The 5988-nt window shown below is 41.6% G+C and carries 9 protein-coding genes, 1 tRNA gene and 1 pseudogene; all 11 read right to left on the reverse strand.

The window, feature by feature from the left end:
- Positions 1–800, reverse strand: a pseudogene (locus Q0277_RS10020) (DNA-directed RNA polymerase subunit beta); the annotation flags it as partial.
- Positions 801–890: 90 nt separating this feature from the next.
- Positions 891–1274 carry a 50S ribosomal protein L7/L12 gene (gene rplL / locus Q0277_RS10025; RefSeq protein WP_297997689.1) on the reverse strand — a complete coding sequence of 128 codons (384 nt, stop codon included), beginning with the start codon at positions 1272–1274 and terminating at the stop codon, positions 891–893.
- Between the two features lie 20 nt (positions 1275–1294).
- Positions 1295–1774: a 50S ribosomal protein L10 gene (gene rplJ / locus Q0277_RS10030; RefSeq protein ID WP_291939396.1), complete on the reverse strand. Its 480-nt coding sequence runs from the start codon at positions 1772–1774 to the stop codon at positions 1295–1297.
- Between the two features lie 113 nt (positions 1775–1887).
- The gene (gene rplA / locus Q0277_RS10035) at positions 1888–2589 is read right to left on the reverse strand and encodes a 50S ribosomal protein L1 (protein ID WP_291939398.1); all 702 of its coding nucleotides are present in this window, start codon (positions 2587–2589) and stop codon (positions 1888–1890) included.
- 56 nt (positions 2590–2645) lie between these two features.
- The gene (gene rplK / locus Q0277_RS10040) at positions 2646–3071 is read right to left on the reverse strand and encodes a 50S ribosomal protein L11 (protein WP_297997691.1); all 426 of its coding nucleotides are present in this window, start codon (positions 3069–3071) and stop codon (positions 2646–2648) included.
- Positions 3072–3091: 20 nt separating this feature from the next.
- The gene (gene nusG / locus Q0277_RS10045; protein ID WP_297949858.1) at positions 3092–3622 is read right to left on the reverse strand and encodes a transcription termination/antitermination protein NusG; all 531 of its coding nucleotides are present in this window, start codon (positions 3620–3622) and stop codon (positions 3092–3094) included.
- A 14-nt stretch (positions 3623–3636) separates the two neighbouring features.
- Complete coding sequence (secE, locus tag Q0277_RS10050; RefSeq protein ID WP_297997693.1) at positions 3637–3810, reverse strand: preprotein translocase subunit SecE; 174 nt, start codon at positions 3808–3810, stop codon at positions 3637–3639.
- A gap of 12 nt (positions 3811–3822) precedes the next feature.
- Positions 3823–3898 (reverse strand) — tRNA-Trp (locus Q0277_RS10055).
- A 7-nt stretch (positions 3899–3905) separates the two neighbouring features.
- On the reverse strand, positions 3906–4079 hold the full coding sequence (rpmG, locus tag Q0277_RS10060) for a 50S ribosomal protein L33 (RefSeq protein WP_005872634.1): 174 nt from the start codon (positions 4077–4079) through the stop codon (positions 3906–3908).
- 55 nt (positions 4080–4134) lie between these two features.
- Positions 4135–5322: an elongation factor Tu gene (gene tuf, locus Q0277_RS10065; protein WP_297997694.1), complete on the reverse strand. Its 1188-nt coding sequence runs from the start codon at positions 5320–5322 to the stop codon at positions 4135–4137.
- 70 nt (positions 5323–5392) lie between these two features.
- The coding region (locus tag Q0277_RS10070) for a YigZ family protein (RefSeq protein WP_297997696.1) at positions 5393–5988 on the reverse strand (596 nt) is incomplete at its 5' end.

Raw genomic sequence — 5988 nt, forward strand, 5'->3', positions numbered from 1 at the left:
TGATGAAGCACCTCGCCCTTTTCGTTTATAATATCGTAATCGAGCCTGCCGGAATACTCTTTAGGATCGAAATCGGTTAGGAATTTTCCTTTTTTGATATAGATCGTCTTAATAGGATAAAATAATTTTATAATGTCTTGTTTTTTGTAACCGAGTGCGCGAAATAGGATCGTGATCGGAACCTTGCGCCTTTTATTTATGCGCACGTATAGTACGTCTTTTACGTCATATTCGAAGTATAGCCAGCTGCCGCGATCAGGTATTATTTGAGCGGTGTAGATAAGTTTATTTAGAACCGTCGGGCTCTCTTCCTCTTTGAAGATTACGCCCGGGCTTCTGTGCAGCTGATTTACGACGACACGCTCTACGCCATTTATAATAAATGAAATTCTATCGGTCATTAGAGGAATGTCGCGAATGAATATATCTTGCTCTTTGATCTCTTTTACGCCGATTTTTTTGCCCGTCTTTTCATCGCGCTCATGCACTAGCAGGCGGAGCTTCATCTTTAAATTTACGGAGTAGGTAAGACCTCTTTCCATGCATTCTCTGATCGAATACTTTGGCTTTGAAATTTCGCTGCTTACATACTCGATGCTTAGTCTGTTCTGTACGTCGTGGATAGGAAAAATGGCTTTGAAAACCTTCTCTATGCCGCTTTCATCGTCTGAGTTGTCAAGATTTAAAAAATGATCAAAACTTTTCTTTTGCAGTTGTAATAAATTCGGAATTTCAATGTCTTTGGGGACCTTTGAAAAATCCACCCTAAGACGATTTCCTGAATATAGGCTGTTTAACATTCCACTACCTCGTAGTTGTATTTTAAAGAAAGAAGTGCCGATACAACGCATCGGCACACATTTGTATGCAAAATTTTAAAATTTCGCGATTTATTTGAGTTCGACTTTAGCGCCGGCTTCTTCAAGCTCTTTTTTAGCCTTCTCGGCATCTTCTTTGTTAAGTCCCTCTTTAAGAACGGACGGAGTAGCCTCGGTAGCGTCTTTGGCTTCTTTTAAACCAAGACCTGTTAGGGCGCGAACAACCTTAATTACGTTGATTTTCTTGTCACCCGCATCAAGCAATACGACGTCGAATTCCGTTTTCTCTTCAGCCGCTGCCGCACCTGCGCCGCCAGCACCTACGCCGCCTGCTACCATAACTGGAGCTGCGCTTACGCCGAATTTTTCCTCAAATTTTTTAACTAGTTCGCTAAGCTCTAGTACCGAACGATTAGAGATATACTCCAAAACCTCTTCATCTGTTGAAATTGCCATTTTATTCTCCTAAATTTTAATTAAGCGCTAGCTTCTTTTTTCTGCTTAAGCGCATTGAGGCCGATCGTAAAATTTTGAATCGGCGCATTCCATACTTGAAGCAGCATCGCGATAAGCTCGTCTCTCGAAGGCATCTTCGAAAGCGCTCTAACCTTATCTATGCCGGCTACTTCCCCATCGATATGAGCGGTCTTAAGCTTAAAAATTTCATTTTTCTCTTCAAATTTAGCCGCTACTTTACATACAGAAAGCTGCTCGCCCCATAAGAAGATATTGGTATCTTTAAAGCTAAGTCCGTTTTTTTCGGCATTTTTTAATGCGATATTGGCTAGGGTGTTTTTGATAACTCGAACCTTTACGCCCGCTTCGCGCGCGCTATTTCGAAGATCTTCAAGCTGCTTAACGCTAAGGCCTTTAAAATCGGAAATTACTATAGCTTCACTAGCTTTGAAAGCCTCGCCAAGCTCCGCTACTATCTTTGATTTTTCGTCTCTCGTCATTAGGTCTCCTTTCCGATCGGTGATTTCAAGCCAAGCGATCGAAATTTTAAAATTTCGATCAATTAAGTCAAAAACCTTGAGCTATCTCCAATCTAAGATAAAAATTTAAAATTTTATTTTAAATCGATTATTTCTTGATTATCTAGCGTAACCGCAGGACTCATAGTAAGTGAAAGCGATGCATGAGTTACGTATCTACCCTTCGCAGTCGCTGGCTTATGCTTATTTATGGTTTTGATAAACGTCGTAAGATTGTCTAAAAGCTGCTCTTTGCTAAAGCTCGCCTTGCCAAGGCCTGCGTGGATATTTCCCTGCTTATCGACGCGGAAATTTACCTGTCCACCCTTAGCATTTTTAACGGCCTGAGCGACATCCATAGTAACGGTACCGGTTTTAGGGTTCGGCATAACGCCTTTTGGACCGAGAATACGACCTACCTTACCGACTAGTCCCATTAAATTTGGAGTAGCGATAAGAACGTCGAAATTTATATTTCCTTTTTGAATCTCTTCGATCAGATCATCGGCACCCACGATATCGGCACCCGCTTCGCTAGCCTCGCTAGCTTTTGCGTCTTTTGCAATCACGGCTACTCGAACGCTCTTGCCAGTGCCGGCAGGCAAAACGACTGAGCCGCGCACCATCTGATCGGCATGTCTTGGATCTACGTTTAGTTTAAGAGCGATCTCCACCGTCTCATCAAATTTAGCAGAAGCTAAAGTTTTTACCGTGCTTACCGCTTCGTCTACACTATAAATTTTATTTACGTCAACTTTTTTTAAAAGTTCGTTGAATCTTTTTGAATTTTTTGGCATATATTTCTCCGCAATTAAAGTGCTACCGCTTTTTTAAACCTTAGCGGTCAAAAGGTCTAGTCAGTGACCGTAATGCCCATAGAGCGAGCCGAACCGGCTATAATCCTAGCAGCCTGCTCTCTATCTTTGGTATTAAGATCGGCGATCTTTTTCTCGACGATCTCTAAAATCTGAGCTTTCGTTAAGGACGCTACCTTCTTTTTAAGAGGGTTGTCCGAGCCTTTATCTATCTTCGCCGCTTTTTTGATCAAATCCGTCGCAGGCGGCTGCTTAGTGATGAAAGTAAAGCTTTTATCGGCATAAACCGTGATGATGACCGGGATATTAAAGCCCGCCATATCTTTGGTTCGCTCGTTAAACGCTTTGCAAAATTCCATAATATTAACACCCTTTTGTCCTAATGCAGGACCTACCGGCGGGCTTGGATTTGCTTTTGCGGCCGCTATTTGCAGCTTGATTTCGCCAACAACTTTCTTAGCCATAAATTTACTCCTTATAAAATTTAAATAATCTTTTCAACTTGCGAATATGAAATTTCAATCGGCGTGCTTCGTCCGAAGATCGAAACATTGAGGCGAAGCTTGCCGTGGATCATATCATACTCTTCTACGATGCCGTTGAAATTAGCAAAAGGTCCATCGACGATCCTAACCGTCTCGCCCTCATCAAAATTAATCTTGGGCTTAGGAGCCTCGCGATTATTGATCTTTTCTAGAATTATCTCGATATCTTTTTCCGGTAGCGCAGAGGGCTTTTTCGCCTCGCCGATAAAGCGACTGACCTTAGGCAGCATCTGGATTCTATGCCACAAAGTGGTGTCCAGATCTAAATTTGCAAAACAATACCCTGGATATAAGCTGCGCTCTTTGATGGTTTGCTTTGTATTTTTGACCTCTATAACATCTTCGGTAGGCACTAACACTTCGCCGATCTTAGCCTCCAGCGCTTCGTCTTGCTTTAGCGCTTCTATTGCACGCTTTACCGCCATCTCGCTGCCGGCGTAAGTTTGTATCGCATACCATTTATTTGCCATATTGCGATCCTTACTTAAGCAGTTATCAAAGCGGACATAATAAGATCCACTAGCGCTAAGAACAGTGCGATAACTACGACTACGACTACTACAGAGATATATGCTGTTTTAGTCTGATCTTTAGTCGGGAAAATTACCTTATCTAACTCTATCTTTGCTTGTTTATAATACTCTTTTACTTTTTCCATACCCAATCCTCGTGGCAGGGCAAGAGGGATTCGAACCCCCAACCATCGGATTTGGAATCCGGCGCTCTACCGTTGGAGCTATTGCCCTATAACAATTAGCCTTTTAACTTGACTTCTTTATGAAGCGTGTGCTTTTTTAATCTGGGGCAATATTTTTTAAGTTCTAGTTTTTCGGTCGTAGTTTTGCTATTTTTATAAGTAGTATAGTTAATATCGCCACTTTCGGAGCATTTTAATCCGACCTTTACTCTACTTGAATTCTTTGCCATTTGGTTTCCTTGAATAAAAAAGCAAGCGGAATTTTAAAATTCCGCTTGCAAAAAATTAAGCGATGATTTTCGAAACGACGCCTGAACCTACGGTATGACCGCCTTCGCGAATCGCGAAGCGAGTACCTTGCTCAAGAGCAATCGGGGCGATTAGCTCAACGGTAATCTTAACATTATCGCCAGGCATTACCATCTCCGTTCCCTCAGGAAGGGTAATCGAACCGGTAACATCTGTCGTACGAACGTAAAACTGCGGTCTATAATTATTAAAGAATGGAGTATGGCGTCCGCCCTCTTCTTTAGTTAGGATATAAACCTCGCCCTCAAATTTAGTATGAGGAGTGATAGATTTTGGTTTGCATAAAACCATACCGCGCTCTACTTCCTCTTTCTTAGTACCGCGCAATAAAACACCTACGTTATCGCCGGCTTCACCTTGGTCCATCTCTTTTCTAAACATCTCAACGCCGGTAACGGTAGTAGTTTGAGTAGGTTTAATACCTACGATCTCGATAGTATCGCCAACTTTAACTATACCTTTTTCGATTCTACCGGTTACAACGGTACCGCGACCGGAAATCGAGAAAATATCTTCGATCGGAAGAAGGAAATCTTTATCGGTATCGCGAACAGGAGTTGGAATATAGCTATCAACGGCATCCATAAGCTCCATAATCTTTGCAGACCACTCACCATCTTGTCCGGCTTTAGCCTCTTCAAGAGCCTTAAGCGCAGAACCTTTAATGATCGGAGTCTCGTCGCCAGGGAATTTATACTCTTTAAGAAGATCTCTAACTTCCTCTTCGACTAGCTCTAAAAGATCCGGATCATCAACCATGTCGGTTTTATTTAAGAAAACTACGATATATGGAACGCCTACCTGGCGAGAAAGTAAGATGTGCTCGCGAGTTTGAGGCATAGGACCGTCTGCAGCGGAAACAACTAAAATAGCTCCGTCCATCTGAGCCGCGCCGGTAATCATATTTTTTACGTAGTCGGCGTGACCAGGGCAGTCAACGTGAGCATAGTGACGTTTCTCGGTCTCATATTCGATGTGAGACGTAGCGATAGTAATACCGCGCTCTTTTTCCTCTGGAGCGTTATCGATATTGTCGTAGTCTTTTAGCTCGGCTAGACCCTTCCTGGAAAGAACAGCAGAAATAGCAGCTGTCAAAGTAGTCTTACCATGGTCTACATGGGCTATTATCGCTATATTTCTTATGTTATCTCGGCTCTCCAACATATACTTCTCTTTCTATTATAACTTATCATAAAATCTACGGGGTATAATATAACATTATCAATAAGCATTATCAAGTAAAAGTTACAACTCTTACTTTACCTTTACTTATAACAAAATTTATCTCTTCTATTTTATAAGGACTTATACTTCCCGCACTCTCGGCGGCAAGTCTTTTTAAGAAACTTTCTTCAAGTTCTTTTTTTACTATTATTTTCATATCCACTTCTTGAGTATATTCTACATCTTCTATATATATACCAAGGCTTTCTTCCATTCTTTTAAAATTTCCATACATATCATAACTTGACTTTATATAAAGTCTGAATGCCTCTTCTATTTTTACGATCTCCATACCTTCGAGTCCGTTAATTACCGCAGACTGATAGGCTCTAACCAAGCCCCCCGTACCAAGCAGAGTGCCTCCGAAATATCTGGTAACTACAGCACAGATATTTATTAAGTTCTTTGAAAGCAGTACATCAAGCATAGGTCTTCCGGCAGTTTTTGAAGGTTCCCCGTCATCGGAGCATCTTTGTATACTTCCCTTATCTCCTACGATATAAGCATAGCAATGATGTCTTGCATCCCAAAACTTCTTTCTCACTCCTTCTATAAATTCAAGTGCCTCTTCCTCATCTTTGACAGGTACTATATCAGCTATAAATC

The organism is uncultured Campylobacter sp. (assembly GCF_938030815.1).
GTDB lineage: Bacteria > Campylobacterota > Campylobacteria > Campylobacterales > Campylobacteraceae > Campylobacter_B.

Coding starts and splice junctions, on each gene's coding strand:
- rplA (WP_291939398.1), bottom strand. CDS start 2,589: ATGCCAAAAAATTCAAAAAGATTCAACGAACTTTTAAAAAAAGTTGAC.
- rplJ (WP_291939396.1), bottom strand. CDS start 1,774: ATGACGAGAGACGAAAAATCAAAGATAGTAGCGGAGCTTGGCGAGGCT.
- rpmG (WP_005872634.1), bottom strand. CDS start 4,079: ATGGCAAAGAATTCAAGTAGAGTAAAGGTCGGATTAAAATGCTCCGAA.
- rplL (WP_297997689.1), bottom strand. CDS start 1,274: ATGGCAATTTCAACAGATGAAGAGGTTTTGGAGTATATCTCTAATCGT.
- rplK (WP_297997691.1), bottom strand. CDS start 3,071: ATGGCTAAGAAAGTTGTTGGCGAAATCAAGCTGCAAATAGCGGCCGCA.
- tuf (WP_297997694.1), bottom strand. CDS start 5,322: ATGTTGGAGAGCCGAGATAACATAAGAAATATAGCGATAATAGCCCAT.
- nusG (WP_297949858.1), bottom strand. CDS start 3,622: ATGGCAAATAAATGGTATGCGATACAAACTTACGCCGGCAGCGAGATG.
- secE (WP_297997693.1), bottom strand. CDS start 3,810: ATGGAAAAAGTAAAAGAGTATTATAAACAAGCAAAGATAGAGTTAGAT.